The organism is Dactylosporangium roseum (assembly GCF_025264685.1).
Lineage (GTDB): Bacteria > Actinomycetota > Actinomycetes > Mycobacteriales > Micromonosporaceae > Dactylosporangium > Dactylosporangium roseum.
Genome location: NZ_CP073721.1, coordinates 6,902,832 through 6,925,146 on the forward strand (window position 1 = coordinate 6,902,832; position 22,315 = coordinate 6,925,146).

A 22,315-nucleotide genomic window follows, 5' to 3' on the forward strand; every position below is an offset into this window, starting at 1 on the left:
CACCCACCCGAGCCGTCACCTACGCAGGGTGTCGGGGCCGGCGTCACCCCGTCCACCCGAGTGTCACCCACGCAGGGTGTCCGGGCCGGCGTCACGGCACCGGCCCGGACCGCCCACGTGTAGCGTTGCGCGCATGACACTGCCCCACCCGAAGGGCCAGTTCGACAACTCCCGCGCGCAGTGGCGCTCCGCCCCTGGCGACAGTCACGGCAGCCGGGTCGAGGTCGCCTTCGTCGATGACCTCATCGGCCTGCGCAACGGCGCCGACCCGAAGAGCCCGGTCCTCGTGTTCACCCAGGCCGAATGGGACGCCTTCGTGCTGGGCGCCAAAGACGGCGAGTTCGACGTCTGACGCTCACGTGTAGAGCAGCGACCGGATCGGCGTGAGCCGGCCCAGTCGCGGCGCGAGCGCGCGGATCCGCAGGGCCAGTGTCACCGCGTGCAGCGCCGCCTCGTCGTCCGGCGGCACGTAGCGGCGATGCCGCACCAGCCAGTCCGAGACCTCCCGCCAGTCGAACACGGGCCGCCTGGGATGCGGCCCGACCGGCGGCGGCAGCGGCCAGGACCGCACCGCGTCGAGCGGCTGCCCCACCCGCTCCGCGATCGTCTGGAGTGTGACCAGCGGATCGTCGGCCGCCGCCGAGACCGTCACCATGCCCGCGCCGTCGAGGTCCCGGACTCCCGACACGATCGCGTCGGCGGGGCTCGGTGCGTCGCGGTCGATGGCGACCCAGGATCCGCCCTCGGCAAAGCCGTCCGGCACCACCTCCACGCAGGCGTCACCGGCCCGGTCGAACAGCCGGTCGACCTGCTCCTCCCCGACCTCCCCGGCCACCACCAGCCGGAACTGCCACAGCATCACCGCGACCCCCGCCCGCACACCCGGTGCCGGTGGGTGAACGCGTCGATCCGCCGCGCCACCCGTTCCGCCGCGGCCCCCCGTGGCACCTCGGCCGGCACCCCCAGCCAGCCCCGGCACACCGGGCATTCGAGCCGCATCCAGGCCCGTTCGTCGTCCACCAGCGTCCCCTCCCCCGTCGATCGACGTAACTGCGTGACTCCCAGCCAACACCGGAACGCCTCGCTTGGGAGGGGCCATAGAGGGGGCCAGCACACGTATCGACATATACGGACATAGCATCCGACATGACGTGCTAGGCTGGCGACGTGCGGATGAAGAACAATAGCTGGCGCGCCCTTTAGGGGCGGCCTACCTTCGCGCACGCAGACGCACGATCCCCACACACGACAGGCCGTCCGATCCGGGCGGTCTTTTTGGTGTGCGCCGCGCGGATCCCCCACTCCAGACGGAGGGAAACCCCATGTCCAAGCGACGCATCTCCGGCTTCAAGCCCACTGGCCCACTGCAGTTCGGCAACTACATGGGCGCGATCAGACCGGTGGTCGAGGGCCAGCACGCCCAGCCGACCGTGGTGTTCATCGCCGACCTGCACGCGCTCACCGTGCGACACGACCCGGCCGTGCTGCGGAGATCGTCCATGGAGGTCGCCGGCCTGCTGCTGGCGTCCGGGATCGACCCGGAGAAGACCGTGCTGTACCGCCAATCGGATCTGCCCGCCCACACCGAACTGCACTACCTGCTGGAGTGTGTGGCGAGCTACGGCGAGACGCACCGGATGATCCAGTTCAAGGAGAAGGGCGGCGGTGGCGGCTCACGGCTGTCACTGCTGACCTACCCGGTGCTGATGGCGTCCGACATCCTGCTGCACGACATCGAGGAGGTCCCGGTCGGCCGGGACCAGCGCCAGCACGTCGAGCTGACCCGCGACCTGGCGGTGCGGTTCAACGAGCGGTACGGCCCCGTGCTCACCGTCCCGCGGGCCGTCCATCCGGCGGTCGCGGCGCGGGTGGCCGACCTGGCGGAGCCGACCACCAAGATGGGCAAGACCAACGCCTCGACCGGCGGGGTGCTGTTCCTGCTCGACCCGCCGGACGTGCTGCGCCGCAAGGTCATGCGGGCGGTGACCGACACCGGCACCGAGGTCGTGCACGACCCGGAGCGCAAGCCGGGCGTGTCGAACCTGCTCGACCTCCTGGAGGCGTGCACGGGCGAGCAGCGGCGCGACTTCCGCGGCTACGGCGAGCTCAAGGCCACCGTCGCCGACGCGGTCGTCGCGACGCTCGCCCCGATCCAGCAGAAGTATCACGAAATTGACGAGACCTACATCGAGGAGATCCTGCGGGACGGCGCCGAGCGCGCCCGGGAACGGGCCGACCGGACCGTCAGCAGGGTGCGCGAGGCGCTCGGCCTCACAACCGCACGGCCCGCTCCCGCAGGTAGCCCAGTGAGGCCGGTGACGGCCTCGGCACCGCACTGAAGCGCGCCGGCCGGAAGTCGATCTCCTCGGTCAGCAGGTCGGCCTCCACCAGGAGGGCCCACGGCACGTAGAAGATCTTCTCGCCGGGGATCGATACGCCGACGAAGTCGACCGCCGGCAGCAGCGCCGGAGTCCCGACCGCCCAGACGGCGGTGGTGAACGTGCCGCCGTCCGGCCGGGCGGCCAGCGTGCACTCCACAAGGCTCGGGTCGCCGAGGGTGCGCCGCTGGTGCTCGGCGACGTCGGCGGCGAGCCGGCGCCGGGCCTTGCCCGCGGCGTGGAAGGCGGGGTGCCCGCGCTCCGGCTCGAACGGCACGACCCGGCCGTCGTCGTCGGTGGTGTAGGCCATCGGCGACAGCGGCCGGGGCGTGCGGGCGTACTCGTCGGCGGTGAGCTCGAACAACTGCTCGACGAGCCGCGGCTCGTCGGCGCAGACGAGCAGCATCATGGTGCTCGGCAGGAACGCCACCGCCCGGCCGCCGACCTGCTCGTCGAGCTCGGCGAGCCAGCCGTCCAGAAGCACCCAGGAGACGAGCTGTTCCCCGTCGTAGTCGGGCACGTGCAGTACCGACGGACCGAACAACGCGGCGGAGGACGGCAGCTCGGCCCGGGCGAGGGTCCGGTGGTGGGCGGCGGCGAAGATCTCTTCGGCGGCCACGCCCCAGCGCACCGGGCTGTCGAAATCGAGCGGCACCTCGTCGCAGAGCACCACCTCGTCGAGGTGGGGCAGGGCGGGCCGGCGCAGTGTGCGGGTGCCGCGGGCGGCGTGCCGGAGGGCGATCCGCAGCCTGGGCAGCGCTTCGACGAAGGAGCCGGGTTGTGCGGGCGGGGTGAGGCTGTGCGTGACGAACTCACGCACGAACTGCTTCTTGTCGCCGGGATTTCGTTGGTACTGACTGAATGCCTTGGCCAGGAAGAGCCAGCTATACGCGTCCTGCCCGCACTCGCAGACGATGGCGAACTGACTCGGGCGGAACTCGGCGTCACGGACCCCGCGTCTGCGGAGCTCGGCCAGCACCTGGTCGGCGAAGCGTTCCCGGGGTGTCCGGGCCGGTCGGGTCAGCCGTTCGAGGATGCCCACCGACCAGACACTAGCCTCATGCGAGCTCAGACGCGATGGGCTCCGGCGCGATGGCCAGTTTTTCGTAGCACAGGCTGAGCGGGCTATGGACGTATGGGCTATATCGGGGAATCAGTCGGTAACCGGTCGATTCGTACAAACGGATGGCCTCGGGCCGGCGGGCCCGGTTTCGGGCCGGACGAGCGGGTAGTGCGAGCCCACGGCGAGCAGCGCCCCGCAGGCGACCCCGGCGCCACCGACGACCGCGACGAGATCACGGGCGGTCGCGTCGACCGCGTAGACGTGGCCCTCCCGACCACCGTCGCGCGCCCGCGGCTCGACCTGCTGGTCGACCACGAGCGCGATCACCTCCGAGTCGTCGATGGACGTTGCCCGATCAACATGGAGTGACGAGATCTGTTGCGCGCCGGGTCAAATTTCGCCGTCGTCGCCCTCGGCACCGGGTGAGACTTCCAGCTCCTCATAAGGCTGCCGACGGGCCTTGCGCATGGCCTTGCGCTCGGCCGCGCCGACCCGCTTCGACGGCTCTTCGAGGCGGTAGTCGGTGCCCCGATTGCCTGGCACGAACTCTTCTCCGGCGAAGTGTTCGGGCTGCCAGTCGAATTCACGGACGCCAATGCGGACCGGATCTCCGGGGTTGGCGCCGGCCTTCCTGAGGGCCTCTTCGACGCCGAGCCGGGCGAGTCGGTCGGCAAGGTATCCGACGGCCTCGTCGTTGTCGAAGTTGGTCTGGCGCACCCAGCGCTCCGGCGCCCCGCCCTTGACGACGTAGACGCCCTCGCCGTCGCGGCTGACGGTGAAGCCGCTGTCGTCGACCGCGACCGGGCGGATGACGATGCGGGTGCGCTCCGGCGGCGGTGTCAGCCGGCGCTGCCGCTCGACGATCTCGGACATGGCGAACGTCAGCTCGCGCAGGCCCTCCCGGGTGACCGCGCTGACGTCGTAGACGGGGTGGCCGCGCCGCTCCAGCTCGGGCCGGATGATGTCGGCGAGGTCGCGCCCGTCGGGCACGTCGACCTTGTTGAGCGCCACGATCCGCGGCCGGTCCTCCAGCCCGCCGTAGGCCGCCAGCTCCGCCTCGATGGCGTCGATGTCCGACACCGGGTCACGGTCGGTCTCCAGCGCCGCGGTGTCGACCACGTGCACGAGCACCGCGGTGCGCTCGATGTGCCGCAGAAACTCGAGGCCGAGCCCCTTGCCGGTGGCCGCGCCGGGGATGAGGCCGGGCACGTCGGCGACCGTGAACGTGTTGTCGCCGGCCTGCACGACACCCAGGTTGGGCACCAGCGTCGTGAACGGGTAGTCGGCGATCTTCGGCCGTGCCGCGGAGATCACCGAGATCAGCGACGACTTGCCGGCCGACGGGAAACCCACCAGGCCGACGTCGGCGACGCTCTTGAGCTCCAGGACGACGTCGAGCTCCTCACCGGGCTCGCCGAGCTCGGCGAAGCCGGGCGCCTTGCGGCGGGTGCTGGCCAGCGACGCGTTGCCCCGGCCGCCCCGGCCGCCCCGGGCCAGCTCCAGCTCGGTGCCGGCGCCGACCAGGTCGGCGATGACCTCACCGCCCACCGTTTGCACGACGGTGCCGTCCGGCACACGCAGCACGAGCGACTCACCGTTGGCGCCGTCACGGTTGCTGCCTGCGCCACCGTGGCCGTTGCCGGCCTTCTGGTGGGGGTGGAAGTGGAAGTCGAGCAGGGTGTGCACGCCGGGGTCGACAACGAGCTTGACGCTGCCGCCGTGGCCGCCGTCACCCCCGTCGGGGCCGCCGAACGGCTTGAACTTCTCACGGTGGATGGAAACGCAGCCGTGCCCGCCGTCGCCGGCCTTGATGTGCAACACGGCCCGGTCAACGAACGTGGTCACGACGAAATCTCCTCATTGCCACTCGTCCGCGATCTTGGACTTGCGGTCCCTACTTGTCCGAAAGGTCGGCACACAGCGGGGACCGCAACTCCAAGATCTCGGTGGCGAAAAACGACGGCGGGCCAGGAGCACGACACTGCCCCGGCCCGCCGTCGGTAAAGTGAACTCAGCCCTCGGCTGGGGTGATGCTCACGGTCTTGCGACCGCGCTTGACGCCGAAGGTCACGTGCCCCGCGGCGAGCGCGAAGAGCGTGTCGTCGCCGCCGCGCCCCACCAGGTCACCCGGGTGGAACTTGGTGCCGCGCTGCCGGATGATGATCTCGCCGGCGTTGACCAACTGGCCACCGAACCGCTTCACGCCGAGCCGCTGGGCGGCGGATTCGCGCCCGTTCCGCGAGCTGGACGCACCCTTTTTGTGTGCCATCGCGCTTGCCTACTTCCCGGTGGAGATGCCGGTGACCTTGACCTGGGTCAGCGGCTGACGGTGACCCTGGCGCTTGTGGTAGCCGGTCTTGTTCTTGAACTTGTGGATCCGGATCTTCGGACCCTTGGTGTGGGCGACGACCTCTGCCGTCACCGCAGCGTTGGCAAGCTTGGCCGCGTCGGTGATGAGATCCTCGCCGTCGACAAGCAGGACGGCGGACAGCGTCAACGCGTCACCCGGCTCGCCCGCGAGCTTCTCGACCTCGATCACATCGCCCTCGGCGACCTTGTACTGCTTGCCGCCGGTCTTGACGATCGCGTACATGGGACGCGGACTCCTGTCGTAGCTACTGGCGGGTTTGGTCGGACGCGCTGCGGGGAAGCAGGCACGCAAAAGACCCTGCGCACGAAAGTGCGCTTTAGAGAGAGTACGCCATGGGCGGCGCACTCCCCAAATCAGGGTCGGGTCCGGCGGCGGACGCCACCCCGACGGGTCCGGCGGCGGGCACCGTTGCCCGACGGCTCGTCCTCGTCCTCGTCGGCGTTGTCCGGATCGTCCTCGGTGGCGATCGGCGTGAACTCCGCCTCCTCCTCGACGTCCTCGACGACGTGAGTCGCGTCGACGGCCTCGGCCATCTCCTCCGACGACTCCTCGGCGACCGCAGCGGCGCCACGACGGCCACGCCGCCGCCCCGCACGCGCCGGTGCGGGCGCGTCGGCCTCCTCCACGCCCGTGGTGACGGTCGCGGACGCGACCTTCGCCACGGCCGCGTGACTGTGGCCGTTGCCACCGCCGCCGCCACGCTTCTCCGGGATCGGCTCGGTATGGATGATCAGGCCGCGCCCCTTGCACACCTCACACGTCTCGCTGAAGGCCTCCAGCAGGCCCTGACCGACCCGCTTGCGGGTCATCTGGACCAGGCCGAGCGACGTGATCTCGGTGACCTGGTGCTTGGTCCGGTCCCGGCCCAGGCACTCGGTCAGGCGGCGCAGCACGAGCTCCCGGTTGGACTCCAGCACCATGTCGATGAAGTCGATCACGATGATGCCGCCCAGGTCGCGCAGCCGTAGCTGGTGCACGATCTCCTCGGCCGCCTCGAGGTTGTTGCGGGTGACCGTCTCCTCGAGGTTGCCGCCGGCGCCCGTGTACTTGCCGGTGTTGACGTCGATGACGGTCATCGCCTCGGTCCGGTCGATGACCAGGCTGCCGCCCGACGGCAGGAACACCCGCCGGTCGAGCGCCTTGATCAACTGCTCGTCGATGCGCTGCTCGGCGAACACGTCGCCGGTGCCGGTGTAGCGCCTGACCCGGTCGACCAGGTCCGGCGAGACGTGCGACAGGTAGGGCTCGACCGACTCGTAGGCGTCGTTGCCCTGGATCACCAGCTCGCGGAAGTCCTCGTTGAACAGGTCCCGGACGACCCGGACGACCAGCTCGGGCTCCTCGTAGAGCGGGGACGGCGCGCTGCTGGTGGCCGACTTCTCCTGGATCGCCTCCCACTGCGCCTGTAGCCGCTTGACGTCGCGCGCGAGGTCGTCCTCCGACGCGCCCTCGGCGGCGGTGCGGACGATGACACCGGCACCGTCGGGCACGAGGTTCTTGAGCACGTCACGCAGGCGCTTGCGCTCGACGTCGGACAGCTTGCGGCTGATCCCGGAGGCGTTGCCGTTGGGCACGTAGACCAGGTGCCGGCCGGACAGCGCGATGTGGCTCGTCAGGCGGGCGCCCTTGGTGCCGATGGGGTCCTTGGTGACCTGCACCAGCACCGAGTCGCCGGACTTCAGCGCCTGTTCGATGGTGCGGGTGCGGCCCTCCAGTCCGGTGGCGTCCCAGTTGACCTCGCCGGCGTAGAGCACCGCGTTGCGGCCCCGCCCGATGTCGACGAACGCCGCCTCCATGCTGGGCAGGACGTTCTGCACACGGCCGAGGTAGACGTTGCCGACCATCGAGCTCGACGTCGCCCGGGTGACGTAGTGCTCGACGAGCACCTTGTCCTCCAGGACCGCGATCTGCGTGCGGTCGTTCTTCTGCCGGATCACCATCTCGCGGTCGACGGCCTCGCGGCGGGCGAGGAACTCGGCCTCGGACAGGATCGGCGGGCGGGTGCGGCGCTGCTCACGGCCGTCCCGGCGGCGCTGGCGCTTCGCCTCCAGCCGGGTCGAGCCGGAGACGCCCTGCACCTCGTCACGGGCGACCTGGCGCGGCTCGCGGATCTTCACGACCACGTGCGGGTCGTCGGCGGCCTCGGCGTCGGCGGCACCCTTGCGGCGGCGACGGCGACGGCGGCGGGTCAGACCCTCGCCATCCTCGTCGCCCTCGGTGTCGTCGGAGGCGTCGGCCTCGGCAGCGGCCTCGTCGGTCTCGTCCTCGGCCTCCGCCTCGGCGGCCTCGTCGAACTCGTCACCGGCCGCGCCACGGCCCCGGCCACGACCGCGACGGCCACGCCGGCGGCGCCGCCGGGTGGCACTGTCGAGGTCGTCGTCCTCGTCCTCGTCCTCGGTCTCCGACTCGGCCTCGGACTCGTCGGTCTCGGCCGGCGCCTCGACGGCTGCGGGTGCCTCCTCGGCGACACGGCGGCCACGGCGCCGGCGGCTCCGGCCGACCGGCTCCTCCTCGGCCGCCTCTTCCTCGGCGTCGTGCGGCTTGGTGGGCACGGACGGCGGGACCTGCTCGCTCGGCGGCATGAACAGCAACTGGACGGCGGGGACGGCGCGGCGGCCACGGCGCGCGGGCGGCTGCTCAGCCACCTCGGGCTCCGCCTCTTCGATCACCTCGCCCGCCGGCTCCTCGGCGGCGGACTCCTCGGCGACCGGCTCCTCCAGGGAAGAGGCGGCCGGCTCCTCCACAGGGAAGGCGGCCGGCTCCCCCTCGATCGAGGCAGCCGAGGCCCCCACGGGAGCGGCGCCCGGGACCTGCGCGGAAGCGGCGCCCGAGGCCTCCGCGGGAGCGGCAGCCGAGGCCTCTTCGGGGGCGGTCGCCCGGGTGCGGGTCCGGCGGGCCCGGGTCGCCTTCACCGGCGCCACCGGCTCGTCGATCGGCAGGACCTGCTGTCCGGACTCGCCGATTTCGCCCGTTTCGTCGGGAATATCACTAACCGCCGCTTTCCGTCGCCGGCGTGTGACCGGCGGTGGAACGGCGGCCTCCTCGGCAGCCGCCGGCTCCTCGACCGGCGCCTCAGCGGCGGCCTTGGTGGTCCTGCGGCGGGTCCGCCGAACGGGGGTAGCGGTCTCTGCTTCGTTGGCTGCGGCAGTTGCCACCGGCTCGTCGCCGGTGGCCTCGCCGCTCGCCGACTCGTTGTCGAACATGCGGACGTTCTCCAGTTCTGGCGCTCCCGGGCGCGCGACAACGCAGCCACACAGGGGCACCGCATATATGTTGTGCCGGCGGAGGTATCCGCTCACACGGACGATCCGCCGTTAAGATCCTCACCGACGGGGGACCGCCGGCGCTCGCCAAGTCTGCCAGCTTCGATACCGGCGGCCGGCGGCCCGCCACCTGGCGAAACGCCGAACACTACAGCGACGAAGCCCCTACGACAGCCGCCGGTCGATCCGCGGCGAGCGGGTCGACGAGCTCACCCTGCTCGGTCAGCACGCCCTGAGCCAAACGGGTCGCCCGAGGCGGGACCGGCGGCTCCAGGTCGGCCACAACTCGCAGGCCGGACAGCACATCGTCGGGTCGCACGGTCGGGGTTCCCTGCCGCACGACAAGGTCGAGTATCGCACACGGTATGTCGGTGACCTCGGAAGGTACGTCAGCCGCCGCCGAATCCGACCCCACGACGGCGAGCCGGACGACGGCGGCACGCGTGTCGAAGGTCCGGCGACCCTGCTTGGTGAGCCGCTCGACGAGCACCTCACCGGCGTCGAGGAACGCGCGCACAGCGACCGAGGCGTCGCCGGGCGTGATCCCCGGCAGCTCGACCCGCCAGATCCCGATGTCGATCCGGTCGGCCAGGCTGCCGCCGCCGTTCAGCGGCGACTGGACCGCCTCGAGCACGTCGAGCCCGGGCGAAAGGGCGGCGTCGAGCGCGAGCCGGAGCTCCGCCGGGTCGACCTTGGCCCGCAGGCCGATCTCCAGGTATTCCGCCTCGCTGGCCACCCCGGTCGGGGCGGCCGACGCGTAGGAGACCTTCGGGTGCGGGCTGAAGCCCTGCGAGTAGGCGATCGGCACGTTGGCACGCAGCAGCGCCCGCTCGAACGCACGGGCGAAGTCGCGGTGTGACGTGAACCGCATGGGTCCGCGCTTGGCGTACCGCAACCGGATCCGCTGGACGACCGGCTCCTGGTTGCTCTCCGGCTGCCGCTTAGCCATGCGGCACCCGGAGTCCGGTGCCCACCGGGGTGAGCGGCAGCAGCTTCTTGCCGGTCGGGCCGATCTGGATCTCGGTGTCCTGGCTCGGGCAGACGCCGCAGTCGAAGCACGGGGTCCACCGGCAGTCGTCCTGCTCGTAGCCGGTGAGGGCGTCCTGCCAGTCCTGCCAGAGCCAGTCCTTGTCCAGGCCCGAGTCGAGGTGGTCCCAGGGCAGGACCTCGTTCTGGTCCCGCTCCCGCGTGGTGAACCAGGCGAGGTCGACGCCGAATGCCGGCAGCTCGGCGGCGGCCGCGTCGATCCAGCGCCGGAAGGAGAAGTGCTCGGACCAGCCGTCGAAGCGCCCGCCCGCCTCCCAGACCCGGCGGATGACCGCGCCGACCCGCCGGTCGCCCCGGCTGAGCAGGCCTTCGATCAGCGACGGCTCGCCGTCGTGGTATCGGTAGCCGATCGCCTTGCCGAGCGACCTGTCCGAGTTGATGGCCTCCTTGAGCAGCTTGAGCCGCCGGTCGATCACCTCCGGCTCGGCCATCGACGCCCACTGGAAGGGGGTGTGCGGCTTCGGCACGAACCCGCCGATCGACACCGTGCAGCGGATGTCCCGCGCGCCGGTGGCCGAGCGGCCGGCCCGGATGACCTCGTGCGCCAGTTTGGCGATCTGGAGCACGTCGTCGTCGGTCTCGGTCGGCAGGCCGCACATGAAGTACAGCTTCACCTGGCGCCAGCCGTTGGTGTACGCCGTGACGACCGTGCGGATCAGATCGTCCTCGGTGACCATCTTGTTGATCACCTGGCGGATCCGCTCCGAACCGCCCTCGGGCGCGAACGTGAGCCCGGTGCGCCGCCCGTTGCGGGACAACTCCTGGGCGAGCGTGACGTTGAACGCGTCGACCCGGGTCGACGGCAACGACAGCGACACGTTGGTGCCCTCGTACTGCTGGGCGAGGCCGGAGCACATGTCGCCGATCTCGGAGTGGTCGGCCGAGGACAACGACAGCAGCCCCACCTCGCGGAAGCCGGAGAACTCCAGCCCCTCCTGGACCATCTGCCCCACGGTCGTGATGCTGCGCTCCCGCACCGGCCGCGTGATCATGCCGGCCTGGCAGAAGCGGCACCCACGCGTACAACCCCGGAAGATCTCCACGGCGTAGCGCTCGTGCACCGTCTCGGCCAGCGGCACGAGCGGCCGCTTCGGATACGGCCAGGCGTCGAGGTCCATCGTGGTGCGTTTGTGCACCCGGAACGGCACGTCGGCCCGGTTGGGCACGACCCGCTGGATGCGCCCGTCGGGCAGGTAGTCGACGTCGTAGAAGCGCGGCACGTAGATCGACTCGGTGCGGGCGAGCCGCAGCAGCAGCTCGTCGCGCCCGCCCGGCTCGCCCTCGGCCTTCCACTTCCGGACGATGTCGCTGATCTCCAGCACCGCCTCCTCGCCGTCGCCGAGCACGGCGGCGTCGATGAAGTCGGCGATGGGCTCCGGGTTGAACGCGGCGTGCCCGCCCGCGACGACGATCGGGTGCCGGTCGTCACGCTCGCGGGCATTCAGCGGGATGCCGGCGAGGTCGAGCATGGTGAGCAGGTTGGTGTAGCCGAGCTCGGTGGCGAACGACACGCCGAACAGGTCGAACGCGCCCACCGGGCGGTGGGCGTCGACGGTGAACTGCGGCACGCTCTCGGCCCGCATGAGCCGCTCCAGGTCGGGCCAGACCGCGTAGGTGCGCTCGGCGAGCACGTCGGGCTGCTCGTTGAGCACCTCGTAGAGGATCTGCACGCCCTGGTTGGGCAGGCCGACCTCATAGGCGTCGGGGTAGGACAGTGCCCAGCGCACCGTGGCCGCGTCCCAGTCCTTCACGACAGCGCCGAGCTCACCGCCGACGTATTGGATCGGCTTGCTGATCCTCGGCAGCAGACGCTCGAGTTGCGGAAAGACGCTCGTGACGCTCACGGAGTACCAGCCTACTCACCCATCCATCCGGCGCCGACGGGGCGCCCGGCCGTGTGGCTGGGCCGGCGGCGGGGTGGCCGGGTGCGGTGCGGGGATCGGCAGGGTGACGGGGCTGCCGGCCTTCACCCTGAACGGCTTGCCGTGGTGGCGCAGCGACAGCTCCCCCTGATCCACCACGTACGTCGCGGCGTTGTGGTTGACGTCCACCCGGAGTACGTCGCCGTGGCAGGTGATCGCGAACCGCAGCCGATCGAGCCGGCCGGGCAGCCGGGGCATGAACGCCAGCTCGCCGCCGTGGTCGCGCATCCCGCCGAAGCCGGCGACGAGCGCCAGCCAGGTGCCGGCCAGCGACGCCATGTGGAGGCCGTCGCCGGCGTTGTGCTGCAGGTCGTAGAGGTCGACGAAGGCCGCCTCGCCGAGGTAGTCGTAGGCCAGCTCGGTGTGGCCGACCTCGGCCGCCATGACCGCCTGGGTGCACGCCGACAGCGACGAGTCACGGACGGTCCGCTCGTCGTAGTAGTGGAAGTTACGGGCCTTCTCCTCCGGCGTGAACCGGTCGCCGCGCCAGTGCATCGCCAGGATCAGGTCGGCCTGCTTGACGACCTGCCGGCGGTACAGGTCGAAATAGGGATAGTGCAGCAGCAACGGGTAGTGGTCGGCGGGCGTGCCGGCGAAGTCCCACTCCTGGTGCAGTGTGAAGTGCGCCGACTGCTGATGCACCGCCAGCTCGTGGTCGTAGGGCACGTTCACCCGGTCGGCGGCGTCGCGCCACGACGACAGTTCCTCGTCGTCGACGCCGAACCTCCGGGCCAGCTCGGGGTGCCGCTCGGCCGCCGCGGCGGCCTGGCGCAGATTGTGCTGGGCCATGAGGTTCGTGTAGATGTTGTCGTCCGCGATCGCGCTGTACTCGTCGGGGCCGGTCACGCCGTCGATGTGGAAGACGCCGTGCCGGTCGTGGTGGCCCAGCGAGCGCCACAGCCGGGCGGTCTCGACCAGCACCTCCAGCCCGAATTCGGCCTCGAACCGGTGATCGCCGGTCGCCTGCACGTAGCGCACCACCGCGGCGGCGATGTCGGCGTTGACGTGGAAGCCCGCGGTGCCCGCCGGCCAGTAGGCCGAGCACTCCTGTCCGCGGATCGTCCGCCAGGGGAACGCGGCGCCCTTCAGGCCGAGGGTCTTGGCCCGCTCGCGGGCCAGGTCGAGCGTGTCGTGCCGCCACCGCAGCCCGTCCCGCGCGGCCTGCGGATGGGTGTACGTCAGGACGGGCAGCACGAACGATTCTGTGTCCCAGAAGACGTGGCCGTCGTAGCCGCGCCCGGTCAGGCCCTTGGCCGCGATCGGCCGCGCCTCGGCCCGCGCACCCGCCTGCATGAGGTGGAACAGCGCGAACCGCACCGCCTGCTGGATCTCGGCGTCGCCGTCGATCTCGACGTCGGCCTGGTCCCAGAACCCGTCGAGGAACCTGCGCTGCGCCTTCACGAGCCCGTTCCAGCCGCCGAGCCGGGCCGCCGCGATCGCGCCATGCACCTGATCGCGGATCGCCTGCCGGGAGCGCTGGCTCGACCAGCCGTAGGCGAGGTACTTCACGATCCGCAGCCGCTGCCCCGGCTGCAGCTCGCACGCGAACGTCGTGCGCGCCCAGTCCTCCGTCGTCTCGGTGTGCGCCTGCACCGGCACCGGCGCTTCGACCTCGTGGTCCATCTCGGCGCCGAGCCGCAGCCAGCTCGCGTGGGTGCGGTGCAGCAGTTGCGCGTCGAGGTCGCGGGCGTGGTGCGACTCCCCGGTCAGCGCGTGCCCGAGCGCCGCCGCCACCCGCGGGTCCTTGCTCGGCTCCGGGGTGTCCTCGTTGGCCACCAGCTCCGACTGCACGATGATGCGTGCCGGGTCGGCGACCGGCTCCACCTCGTAGAGGAACGCGGCGACGGACCGCTGCTCCAGCGACACCAGCCGGGTCGTGGTCAGCTTCATCCGCTGCTCGGCCGGCGAGATCCACTCGACGTCGCGGCGCAGCGTGCCCGTGCGCAGGTCGAGGACCCGCTCGTGGGCGACCAGCTTGCCGTACCGCACGTCGAACGGCTCGTCGTCGACCAGCAGCCGGAAGACCTTGCCGTTGGTGACGTTGACGATCGACTGCCCCTCCTCCGGGAACCCGTATCCGGCCTCGGCGTAGGGCAGCGGCCGCTCCTCGTAGAACGAGTTCAGGTAGGTGCCGGGGAGCCCGAACGGCTCCCCCTCGTCGAGGTTGCCGCGCAGGCCGATGTGCCCGTTGGACAGGGCGAACAGCGACTCGGTCTGCGCGAGGTCGTCGAGATCGAGCCGGGTCTCCCGCAGCGCCCAGGGCTCGACCGGAAACTTGGCCATCAGCCCTCCAGAAGCTTCGAGAGATCCGGTACGACCAGATCGGCGCCGTTGCGCCGCAGGTCCTCGGCATGCCCGCCGCCGATCCGGTCGACGCCGACGACGAACCCGAAGCCGCCGGCCCGCCCGGCCGCGACCCCGGCGAGGGCGTCCTCGAAGACGGCCGCGTTCTCCGGCGGCGTGTCGAGCCGGCGCGCCGCCGCCAGGAACGTGTCGGGCGCCGGCTTGCCCTTCAGGGCCTGCTCGCGGATGGTCAGGCCGTCGACGCGGATCTCCAGCAGCCGGTCCAGCCCGGTCGAGGTGATCACCTGCAGGGTGTTGGCGCTGGAGCTCACGACCGCGCGACGGAGGCCGGCCTCCGATGCCGCCTCGAGGTAGCGCACCGAGCCCGGGTACGGCCGCAGGCCCCCCTCCCGCAGCAGCTTCAGCAGCAGCACGTTCTTGCGGTTGCCGAGCCCGTTGACAGTCTTCGCCTCGGGCGGGTCGTCGGGCGTTCCCTCGGGCAGCGTGATGCCGCGGGAGGTCAGGAAGTCGCGGACCCCGGCCTCCCGGGGCTTGCCGTCGACGTAGTCGTTGTAGTCGTGGACCGGGTCGAACGGCCGCTGACCCTGACGGTCGCGCAGGAACTCGTCGAAGGTCGCGGTCCACGCCTTGTTGTGAATGACCGCCGTAGGGGTCAACACACCGTCAAGATCGAACAGGCACGCTGTCACGTGTTCCGGTAGGCCCAGCACATTCGCCACCGTATCCGGGTTCGGCGAGCGCCAAACCTCCGTTCTGCGACACGTGCGCGCGGTGGTTAGCCTTCGAGGTGTGACACAACCGCCGGACGAGTCGCCGACCCTGCGGCAGCCGGCCGAGCCCGGTTCCCCGACCTGGGTGGGATCGGCGTCCGTGCCGCCCGGCGGCTCCCGCCGGCGGCGGCAGTGGGAGGACACGCTCGACCTGCCGGCCGAGCCGCAGACCCTGCAACAGCCGGTGGCTCCGCCACAGCCCGAGATCCGGTACGTCCCGGTGCCGGTGCCCGGCCACCCGCACGGCGGCTACGGCCCCCTGCCGCACGGCTACCGCCCGCCGCCGCCCGGCTACGCCCCTCCCCCGCCCGCCTACCGGCGGCGCCGGAGGAAGTGGCCGTGGGTGCTGCTGTTCCTGTTCGCGCTGTGCGCGGGCTGCTGCGGCGGCTCGTATGCGTGGGCCCGCCCGTACTGGGTGCAGTATCCGGCGACGGTCGACACCGCGGCGACGGTCCCCGGCCTGACCCGGACCAGCGACGCGGCGGCGAAGAAGACCGCCGAACAGTTGCAGACGTCGCTGACCTCGGACCACCTCGACGAGAGCGGCTTCACGGTGACGTACCAGGACGCCACGAACCGGCAGCAACGAGTGATCGTCTTCGGCGCGACCCGGTTCATCACCGACCCGGCGCGCGACCTGGACGCGAGCATCCGCAAGCTGGGCACCAAGATCCAGATCTCGGACGTGCGGGAGGTCGACCCGGGCGTCTTCGGCGGTGAGCAGCGCTGCGCCACCTCCCGCGTGGACGGCCGCTCGGCCGCCGTCTGCGGCTGGTCCGACCACGGCGTGATCGCGATCGCCGTCTTCACCGGCAAGTCGGTCGACCAGGCCGCCACGGCGACCCGGAACCTACGCGGATCGATCGTCCGCCGTGACTGACCGGCCCCGCCGCGTCCACCGTCCACAACGCCGGGATCGGCAGGCAGGTCAGGTCGTCGCCGAGGTTTCGCCGCCCTTGTGGCCGTTGGTGTCGGCGAGTTGGTCCGGCCGCTTCGGGGCGTACCGCCCGACGTACTCCTGGCCGGTGAGCTGCTGGATCGCGTTCATCAGCTTCAAGGTGACCTCGCGCAGGCCCCGGCTGTCGACCTCGCCGCCCTGCCACTGGCTCAGGTCCAGCGGCTCGCCGACGCGGACCTTCACCTGCGGGCCCAGCCTGGGCAGCGAGGCACCGATCGGCTGGACCTTGTCGAAGCCGATCAGGCCGATCGGGATGATCGGTGCCGGCGCGTCCAGCGCCAGCTTCGCCACGCCCGGCCGGCCCCGGTAGAGCCGGCCGTCCGTCGAGCGGGTGCCCTCCGGGAAGATCCCCAGCACGTGGCCCGCGCGCAGGACCGGCAGGGCCGCGTCGAGGGCCATCAGGCTGGCCCGGCCGCCGGAGCGGTCGACGGGGATCTGGTTCAGCCCGTACATGACCTGGCGCATCACGGCGCCCTTGAGGCCGGGACCGAGGAAATACTGGTCCTTGGCCAGGAAGTAGACGTTGCGCGGCATCAGCGCACCCATCATCACCGAGTCGATCACCGATTGGTGGTTGCTCGCCAGGATGGCCGGTCCGGTCAGGGGCACGTTGTCCAGTCCGATGATCTTCGGTCGCCAGAGCAGCCGCGTCAGTGGCGAGGCCACCATCTTGCCGATCGCATAGAGCGCGGACAAATGCCCTCCACCAGGCCGAACAGACGATGCCGCGCACACTCTAACCGCCGCCGACCCTCCGGTCAGCCGGAGATGTCCACAGCGTGTGCAACACCACCCGCGGACTCACGACGCAACGACCACGAGCACGACCGCACCCCCTTTCCGCGTCGATCTTGCAGTTGTGGTGCCGCGACACTCCCGCGATGTCCGGGTTTGTCCGGCACCATAACTGCAAGATCGACGCAGAAAGGGGGGTGCGGTGGGACCTAGCGGGGGGCGCGGGTGATGGCTACGCGGACCGGGGCGCCCTCGCCGACCTCGCCGGCGAAGCCGGCGGGCGGCGGCACCGGGCCGAGCGTCACGGCGTCGGCCAGCGTCTCGCCCGCGACGAAGGACAAGTGCGCGGCCAGGGCGTCGGCGACCGCCTGCGGGCCGTCGACCACGACGGTGATGCGATCCGAGACGTTCAGGTCCGCGTCGCGCCGCGCCTGCTGCACGACCCGCACCAGGTCCCGGGCCAGTCCCTCGGCCGCCAGTTCCGGCGTGACCGTGTTGTCCAGCACGACCACACCCTCGCCGCCGGGCAGGGGCGCCGACTGCGACGGGTCGGCGGCGACCAGCTTCAGGTCGTACTCGCCTTCCTGCAAGTCGACGCCGCCGGCCACGACCCTGCCGCCGACCAGGCCCCAGTCGCCCGCCTTCACCGCCTTGATCACCTGCTGGACCTCCTTGCCCAGCCGGGGACCGAGCACCCGGGGCACGAGCGTGAGGACCCGCGAGCAGTGGGCCGCGACGTCGTCGGTGAAGTCGACCGCCTTGACGTTGACCTCGTCGGCCACCAGCGCGGCGAACGGGCGCAGCGCGGCGGCGTTGGGGGTGGCGACCGTCAGGGTCGACAGCGGCAGCCGGACCCGCAGCCCGCGCGCCTTGCGCAGCGACAGCGCCGCCGAGCAGACGTCCCGGATCGCGTCCATGTCGGCCACCAGGTCGTGATCGGCCGGGAACTCGTCCGCGGACGGCCAGTCGGTCAGGTGCACGGAACGCTCGCCGGTCAGGCCCCGGTGGATCTCCTCCGCGGTCAGCGGCGCCAGCGGCGCGACGACCCGGGTCAGCGTCGACAGCACCGTGAACAGCGTGTCGAACGCGTCGTGGTCGCCCGACCAGAAGCGGTCGCGGGAGCGGCGCACGTACCAGTTCGTGAGCGCGTCCAGGTACGAGCGCACCGTCGCCGACGCGCCGGACAGGTCGTAGGCGTCGAACTGCCGCTCGACCACGGCCACCAGCTCGCCCGTCTTGGCCAGCACGTACCGGTCCAGCAGGTCCGCGCTGTCGGTCCGCCGCCGCGCGGTGTAGCCGTCGGCGTTGGCGTAGAGCGAGAAGAAGTACCACACGTTCCACAACGGCAGCAGGACCTGCCGGACCGCGTCGCGGATGCCGACCTCGGTGACCGGCATATCACCGCCGCGCAGCACCGGCGAGGCGACCAGGAACCAGCGCATCGCGTCGGAGCCGTACTCGTCGAACACCCGGTAGACGTCCGGGTAGTTGCGCAGGCTCTTGGACATCTTGCGGCCGTCCTCGCCGAGCAGGATGCCGTGGCTGACGCAGTTGCGGAACGCGGGCCGGTCGAACAACGCCGTGGCCAGCACGTGCATGGTGTAGAACCAGCCGCGGGTCTGCCCGATGTACTCCACGATGAAGTCACCCGGGTAGTGGTGCTCGAACCACTCGGCGTTCTCGAACGGGTAGTGCACCTGGGCGAACGGCATCGAGCCCGACTCGAACCAGCAGTCCAGCACCTCCGGCACCCGGCGCATCACGGACTGCCCGGTCGGGTCGTCCGGATTGGGCCGGGTGAGGTTGTCGATCTCGGGCCGGTGCAGGTCAGCCGGGCGCACGCCGAAGTCGCGCTCGAGCTCGTCGAGCGAGCCGTAGACGTCGACCCGCGGATACTGCGGGTCGTCCGACTTCCACGCCGGGATCGGCGAGCCCCAGAACCGGTTCCGGCTGATCGACCAGTCTCGGGCGTTGGCCAGCCACTTGCCGAACGAGCCGTCCTTGATGTGCTCGGGCGTCCAGGTGATCTGCTGGTTGAGCTCCACCATCCGGTCGCGGAACCGCGACACGGCGACGAACCACGACGACACCGCCTTGTAGACCAGCGGTGTGTCGCAGCGCCAGCAGTGCGGATACGAGTGGGTGTAGGAGTCGTGCCGGACGACCACGCCGGCCGCCTTGAGGTCGCGGATCACCGGCTTGTTGGCCTCGAAGACCTGCAACCCCTGGTAGGCGGGCACCAGTGAGGTGAACCGGGTGTGCTCGTCGACGGTCACCACCGTGGGGATGCCGACCGACGCGCACGCGTTCTGGTCGTCCTCGCCGAAGGCGGGCGCCATGTGCACGACACCGGTGCCGTCCTCGGTCGTGACGAAGTCCGCGCCGATGACCTGGAAGGCGTTCGGCGTGTCCGCGAGGAAGTCGAAGAGGGGGGTGTACCTCCTGCCGACGAGCTCGGCGCCGCGGACCGACCCGACGCGGGTCGCGTTCGCCAGCTCCTTCTCGTAGGCGGTCACGCGCGAGTCGGCGAGGATGTAGCGGACGCCGCCCTCCTCGAAGACCGCGTATTCGATCTCCGGGCCGACCGCGATCCCCAGGTTCGACGGCAGGGTCCACGGCGTGGTCGTCCAGACGAGGATCCGCTCACCGGTCTCGAGCTGGAACGCGACGGTCAGCGCCGGATCCTGCCGGTCGCGGTAGACGTCCTCGTCCATGCGCAGCTCGGTGTTGGACAGTGGCGTCTCGCAGCGCCAGCAGTATGCGAGCACCCGGAAGCCCTCGTAGACCAGACCCTTGTCGTGCAGGGTCTTGAACGCCCACATGACGCTTTCCATGTAGTCCAGGTCGAGCGTCTTGTAGTCGTTGGTGAAGTCCACCCACCGCGCCTGCCGGGTGACGTAGCGCTCCCACTCGTTGGTGTAGCGCAGCACCGACTCCTTGGTGGCCGCGTTGAACTTGTCGACGCCGAGCTGGAGGATCTCGGCCTTGGTCGTGATGCCGAGCTGCTTCTCCGCCTCGACCTCGGCGGGCAGTCCGTGACAGTCCCAGCCGAACCGGCGCTCGACGCGGAAGCCCTTCATGGTCTTGTACCGCGGGACGACGTCCTTCGCGTAGCCGGTGAGCAGGTGGCCGTAATGCGGCAGGCCGTTGGCGAACGGCGGGCCGTCGTAGAACACGAACTCGTTCGAGCCGTTCACCCCGGCGTCGCGCTGCTCGACCGAGGCCTCGAACGTCCCGTCCTGGGACCAGTAGTCCAGGACCTCGCGCTCGATCTCCGGCAGGTTTGGACTCGCCGGGACGCCCGCACCGGTCTTGTGCATGGGGTAGGCCATCGGGGGCCACTCTCCTCGCGTGGTCTGCGGTTGCCTGTCCACGCGGGGACGAACCCGTCACCGGGTCCGCGGTACCACCCCGCTTGCCGCCGATGGTGCCTTGGCGGCCGCTCGTTGGCCGGCTGTGACGGGCCGGTCCCGTCCGGTTCTACTGAGGCCGCGGTCTTTTTCCGACGCCCGGCCCGTTCTTCCGGAGGCTCACCGGTGATGGCCGGGTCGACGCCTGTACACCGAGGATAGCGCGCCGCCGAAACCCGTTTCCTCGGTGCCATCGACATGCGGTCCACGGGCAGCGGCTACTTCGCCCTCACCTGTCGATCAAGGACATCCTGACGGTCGGCTCCAACAACGGTCACCTTCATCACCGCGCCGTCCTGCGTCCGACTGGAGGACGGTATGCGCCCCGACCAGGTCGCCGTCGGCCTGCCGGGCGACCCGGGCGCCAGGGTGGTCTCCCCGACGTCGTCAACCAGTCGCCGTCCTGCCTAGCGCGTTCCGCCGCCGTGCCGCTCGACCTCATGATCATGGGAACGATGTGACTGCCCCGACACAAGGCCGCGAAGTTCAGCCGTGCGGTCGCCTGTCCACCCCGGTGTCGCGCTATGGGATGGTGACGCACAGTCGTGCGGGTGGTGTCTGTCGCTCATGATCGCCGCTGGACCCGGGATGGCGCGGTCCGGGCCGGGCGACTCCAGATCATGGGAAAGATGTGGCTATCGGGGCAGCCGTATCTTTCCCATGATCATGGGATCGAGCGGCCTGGCGGTGGATCGCGGCGGACCGCGGAACCGCCGCCCGTTCGAGAGCGTTCCTCCACCAACACCATGCGGGGGCGGGTGCCCCGGCACCCGTCCCCGCACGTCTGCGCGCGATCGGCGGGTCAGCGGCCCGTGCCGAACGCCGGGGGCGGCGGGACCACCGGCACCACCGAACCGGGCATCACACCGGGTCCGGCGGTCGTGGGAGCGGTGCCGGGCACCATGCCGGCCGCGGTCGGGCCGGGGATGGTCGCGGTGGGGTTGGTGGGCACCGGCTCGGTCGGGCAGCTCGCGGTCGGAGTGGGGACCGCCGTGCCCGTCGCCGTCGGGTTCGGCACGACCGTGTCAGTCGGGTTCGGCACGACCGTGTCAGTCGGGTTCGGCACGACCGTGTCAGTGGCCGTCGGGTTCGGCGCCGCCATGTCCGTCGCCGTCGGCAGCGGCTCGACAGGACCGGTCGGCAGCGGGGTGGAGCCGTTGCTGCCGGGCGGGATGATGATCGGCGCGCCGGTGTCCGTCGGTGTCGGCAGCAGCGTGCCGGTCGGTGCTGGCGTCGCGGTCGCGCACGGATCGGCGAAGATTCCGCCGCCGTCGGTGGGCGACGCCGTCGGATCGGGCGGAAGGGCGGTCGTCGGCAGCGTCCCCGGAATCGGCGGCAGCGTCTCACCGGCCGCCGCGGGCCGGGCGGTCTGCGCACCGGCACTGGTCTGCTGCGCCACGCCGGCGATCATCACCGCGAGAAAACCCACCGCGCCGACAACGACGGATGTCCGGCGCCGCCGACGGGTATCGCCCGGGTGATTCGACCGGCGCTCTGTCGGATTGTTTTCGTCTGTGACTGGCATTTCGTCACACCCCCGTTGTTCTCGACTCACCCTCAGGCTTGCAACGCGGGTGGACGTTCGGGCGGAAAGCCAGCATTTTCGAGCGGACTTCGCCGCTCTGTGGTATCAGTTCGCGAAGTCCGGGAACCAGAGGGCGATCTCGCGCTTGGCGCTGTCCGGAGAGTCCGAGGCGTGGACGAGGTTCTCGCGGTTCGACAGGGACAGGTCGCCGCGGATGCTGCCGGGGGCGGCCTTGCGCCCGTCCGTCGCGCCGATCAGCGTGCGGACCACGGAGACGGCTTCGTCACCGGAGACGATCAGCGAAACGAGCGGTCCGGCGGTCATGAACTCACGCAGCGGCGGGTAGAAGTCGCGCTCCACGTGCTCCGCGTAGTGCTGGTCGGCGAGTGCGACGTCCATGGTGCGCAGGGTCATCGCGTCGATGGTCAGCCCTTTGCGCTCCAGCCGGGCGATGATCTCGCCGATGAGACCCCGGCGTACGGCATCCGGCTTGATGAGAACGAGCGTGCGCTCGGCCACGACGATCCTCCAAGTAGGTTGGTACTTGCCGGGAGCCTACCCAGCGTCAC

19 protein-coding genes are annotated in these 22,315 nt (G+C 70.9%); 4 read left to right on the forward strand and 15 right to left on the reverse strand.

Features of this window, described 5'->3' with window-relative positions; genetic code table 11:
- The first annotated feature begins 133 nt into the window (after nucleotides 1-133).
- On the forward strand, nucleotides 134-352 hold the full coding sequence (locus Drose_RS32335) for a DUF397 domain-containing protein (RefSeq protein WP_260725053.1): 219 nt from the start codon (nucleotides 134-136) through the stop codon (nucleotides 350-352).
- A gap of 3 nt (nucleotides 353-355) precedes the next feature.
- On the opposite strand, the gene Drose_RS32340 is transcribed toward Drose_RS32335, so the two are convergent.
- Entirely contained in the window at nucleotides 356-859 is a 504-nt protein-coding gene (locus Drose_RS32340; protein ID WP_260725054.1) for a hypothetical protein, read from the reverse strand.
- Nucleotides 859-1,020 (reverse strand): hypothetical protein, encoded by a 162-nt coding sequence (locus tag Drose_RS32345; RefSeq protein ID WP_260725055.1) that lies wholly within the window; start codon nucleotides 1,018-1,020, stop codon nucleotides 859-861. Before Drose_RS32345 ends, Drose_RS32340 begins: the two co-directional genes overlap by 1 nt.
- Nucleotides 1,021-1,322: 302 nt before the next feature.
- On the opposite strand from Drose_RS32345, the gene trpS reads away from it, so the two are divergent.
- Entirely contained in the window at nucleotides 1,323-2,339 is a 1,017-nt protein-coding gene (trpS, locus tag Drose_RS32350) for a tryptophan--tRNA ligase (protein WP_260725056.1), read from the forward strand.
- On the opposite strand, the gene Drose_RS32355 is transcribed toward trpS, so the two are convergent.
- Nucleotides 2,272-3,420 carry a hypothetical protein gene (locus Drose_RS32355; RefSeq protein ID WP_260725057.1) on the reverse strand — a complete coding sequence of 383 codons (1,149 nt, stop codon included), beginning with the start codon at nucleotides 3,418-3,420 and terminating at the stop codon, nucleotides 2,272-2,274. The genes trpS and Drose_RS32355 overlap by 68 nt on opposite strands.
- Before the next feature lie 189 nt (nucleotides 3,421-3,609).
- On the opposite strand from Drose_RS32355, the gene Drose_RS32360 reads away from it, so the two are divergent.
- Nucleotides 3,610-3,810, forward strand: coding sequence for a hypothetical protein (locus Drose_RS32360; protein WP_260725058.1), 201 nt, complete (start codon nucleotides 3,610-3,612; stop codon nucleotides 3,808-3,810).
- Between the two features lie 21 nt (nucleotides 3,811-3,831).
- On the opposite strand, the gene obgE is transcribed toward Drose_RS32360, so the two are convergent.
- The 8 genes from obgE to Drose_RS32400 all read right to left on the reverse strand — a co-directional run bounded on the left by obgE (nucleotide 3,832) and on the right by Drose_RS32400 (nucleotide 15,058).
- On the reverse strand, nucleotides 3,832-5,286 hold the full coding sequence (gene obgE / locus Drose_RS32365; protein WP_260725059.1) for a GTPase ObgE: 1,455 nt from the start codon (nucleotides 5,284-5,286) through the stop codon (nucleotides 3,832-3,834).
- Nucleotides 5,287-5,452: 166 nt separating this feature from the next.
- A complete protein-coding gene (gene rpmA / locus Drose_RS32370) occupies nucleotides 5,453-5,710 on the reverse strand; it encodes a 50S ribosomal protein L27 (protein ID WP_260725060.1) in 258 nt (85 codons plus the stop codon).
- Between the two features lie 9 nt (nucleotides 5,711-5,719).
- A complete protein-coding gene (gene rplU / locus Drose_RS32375) occupies nucleotides 5,720-6,034 on the reverse strand; it encodes a 50S ribosomal protein L21 (protein ID WP_259859419.1) in 315 nt (104 codons plus the stop codon).
- A gap of 131 nt (nucleotides 6,035-6,165) precedes the next feature.
- Entirely contained in the window at nucleotides 6,166-9,015 is a 2,850-nt protein-coding gene (locus Drose_RS32380) for an Rne/Rng family ribonuclease (protein WP_260725061.1), read from the reverse strand.
- A gap of 208 nt (nucleotides 9,016-9,223) precedes the next feature.
- Nucleotides 9,224-9,946 (reverse strand): TIGR03936 family radical SAM-associated protein, encoded by a 723-nt coding sequence (locus tag Drose_RS32385; RefSeq protein ID WP_260729888.1) that lies wholly within the window; start codon nucleotides 9,944-9,946, stop codon nucleotides 9,224-9,226.
- A 70-nt stretch (nucleotides 9,947-10,016) separates the two neighbouring features.
- Nucleotides 10,017-11,966 (reverse strand): TIGR03960 family B12-binding radical SAM protein, encoded by a 1,950-nt coding sequence (locus tag Drose_RS32390; RefSeq protein ID WP_260725062.1) that lies wholly within the window; start codon nucleotides 11,964-11,966, stop codon nucleotides 10,017-10,019.
- 15 nt (nucleotides 11,967-11,981) lie between these two features.
- Nucleotides 11,982-14,327: a glycoside hydrolase family 65 protein gene (locus Drose_RS32395; RefSeq protein WP_260725063.1), complete on the reverse strand. Its 2,346-nt coding sequence runs from the start codon at nucleotides 14,325-14,327 to the stop codon at nucleotides 11,982-11,984.
- The gene (locus Drose_RS32400) at nucleotides 14,327-15,058 is read right to left on the reverse strand and encodes a beta-phosphoglucomutase family hydrolase (RefSeq protein ID WP_260725064.1); all 732 of its coding nucleotides are present in this window, start codon (nucleotides 15,056-15,058) and stop codon (nucleotides 14,327-14,329) included. The genes Drose_RS32395 and Drose_RS32400 overlap by 1 nt, the downstream gene beginning before the upstream one ends.
- 79 nt (nucleotides 15,059-15,137) lie before the next feature.
- Here Drose_RS32400 and Drose_RS32405 point away from each other — a divergent pair, with 79 nt between their 5' ends.
- The gene (locus Drose_RS32405; RefSeq protein ID WP_260725065.1) at nucleotides 15,138-15,998 is read left to right on the forward strand and encodes a hypothetical protein; all 861 of its coding nucleotides are present in this window, start codon (nucleotides 15,138-15,140) and stop codon (nucleotides 15,996-15,998) included.
- 48 nt (nucleotides 15,999-16,046) lie between these two features.
- Here Drose_RS32405 and Drose_RS32410 read toward each other — a convergent pair whose 3' ends face one another.
- The 4 genes from Drose_RS32410 to ndk form a co-directional block, all read right to left on the reverse strand.
- Nucleotides 16,047-16,772 (reverse strand): lysophospholipid acyltransferase family protein, encoded by a 726-nt coding sequence (locus Drose_RS32410; RefSeq protein ID WP_260725066.1) that lies wholly within the window; start codon nucleotides 16,770-16,772, stop codon nucleotides 16,047-16,049.
- Nucleotides 16,773-17,020: 248 nt separating this feature from the next.
- On the reverse strand, nucleotides 17,021-20,143 hold the full coding sequence (gene ileS, locus Drose_RS32415; RefSeq protein ID WP_260725067.1) for an isoleucine--tRNA ligase: 3,123 nt from the start codon (nucleotides 20,141-20,143) through the stop codon (nucleotides 17,021-17,023).
- A gap of 880 nt (nucleotides 20,144-21,023) precedes the next feature.
- On the reverse strand, nucleotides 21,024-21,620 hold the full coding sequence (locus tag Drose_RS32420) for a hypothetical protein (protein WP_260725068.1): 597 nt from the start codon (nucleotides 21,618-21,620) through the stop codon (nucleotides 21,024-21,026).
- 231 nt (nucleotides 21,621-21,851) lie between these two features.
- Nucleotides 21,852-22,265, reverse strand: coding sequence for a nucleoside-diphosphate kinase (ndk, locus tag Drose_RS32425; RefSeq protein ID WP_260725069.1), 414 nt, complete (start codon nucleotides 22,263-22,265; stop codon nucleotides 21,852-21,854).
- Nucleotides 22,266-22,315: the final 50 nt, after the last annotated feature.

Bases quoted from the DNA above. Each gene is read 5' to 3' on its own strand.
- rpmA (WP_260725060.1), bottom strand. From the start codon at position 5,710: ATGGCACACAAAAAGGGTGCGTCCAGCTCGCGGAACGGGCGCGAATCC.
- Drose_RS32340 (WP_260725054.1), bottom strand. From the start codon at position 859: ATGCTGTGGCAGTTCCGGCTGGTGGTGGCCGGGGAGGTCGGGGAGGAG.
- rplU (WP_259859419.1), bottom strand. From the start codon at position 6,034: ATGTACGCGATCGTCAAGACCGGCGGCAAGCAGTACAAGGTCGCCGAG.
- Drose_RS32395 (WP_260725063.1), bottom strand. From the start codon at position 14,327: ATGGCCAAGTTTCCGGTCGAGCCCTGGGCGCTGCGGGAGACCCGGCTC.
- trpS (WP_260725056.1), top strand. From the start codon at position 1,323: ATGTCCAAGCGACGCATCTCCGGCTTCAAGCCCACTGGCCCACTGCAG.
- Drose_RS32335 (WP_260725053.1), top strand. From the start codon at position 134: ATGACACTGCCCCACCCGAAGGGCCAGTTCGACAACTCCCGCGCGCAG.
- ileS (WP_260725067.1), bottom strand. From the start codon at position 20,143: ATGGCCTACCCCATGCACAAGACCGGTGCGGGCGTCCCGGCGAGTCCA.
- Drose_RS32380 (WP_260725061.1), bottom strand. From the start codon at position 9,015: ATGTTCGACAACGAGTCGGCGAGCGGCGAGGCCACCGGCGACGAGCCG.
- Drose_RS32385 (WP_260729888.1), bottom strand. From the start codon at position 9,946: ATGCGGTTCACGTCACACCGCGACTTCGCCCGTGCGTTCGAGCGGGCG.